Annotated in this window: 1 rRNA gene; it reads left to right on the top strand. The window is 54.9% G+C overall.

Annotated features, from left to right (window positions below):
* Window positions 1–328 (top strand): 23S ribosomal RNA (locus tag MXF20_RS23270); the annotation flags it as partial.

The following is a 328-nucleotide window of genomic DNA, read 5'->3' as shown; positions in this document are numbered from 1 at the left end:
GGAGGACCGAACCGACTAATGTTGAAAAATTAGCGGATGACTTGTGGCTGGGGGTGAAAGGCCAATCAAACCGGGAGATAGCTGGTTCTCCCCGAAAGCTATTTAGGTAGCGCCTCGTGAACTCATCCTCGGGGGTAGAGCACTGTTTCGGCTAGGGGGCCATCCCGGCTTACCAACCCGATGCAAACTGCGAATACCGAGGAATGTTATCACGGGAGACACACGGCGGGTGCTAACGTCCGTCGTGAAGAGGGAAACAACCCAGACCGCCAGCTAAGGTCCCAAAGTCATGGTTAAGTGGGAAACGATGTGGGAAGGCACAGACAGC

The organism is Pantoea dispersa, assembly GCF_035783935.1.
GTDB classification, from domain to species: domain Bacteria; phylum Pseudomonadota; class Gammaproteobacteria; order Enterobacterales; family Enterobacteriaceae; genus Pantoea; species Pantoea dispersa_C.
Note: the sequence above shows the minus strand (reverse complement) of the source record. Positions and strands in the feature narration are given on the sequence as shown.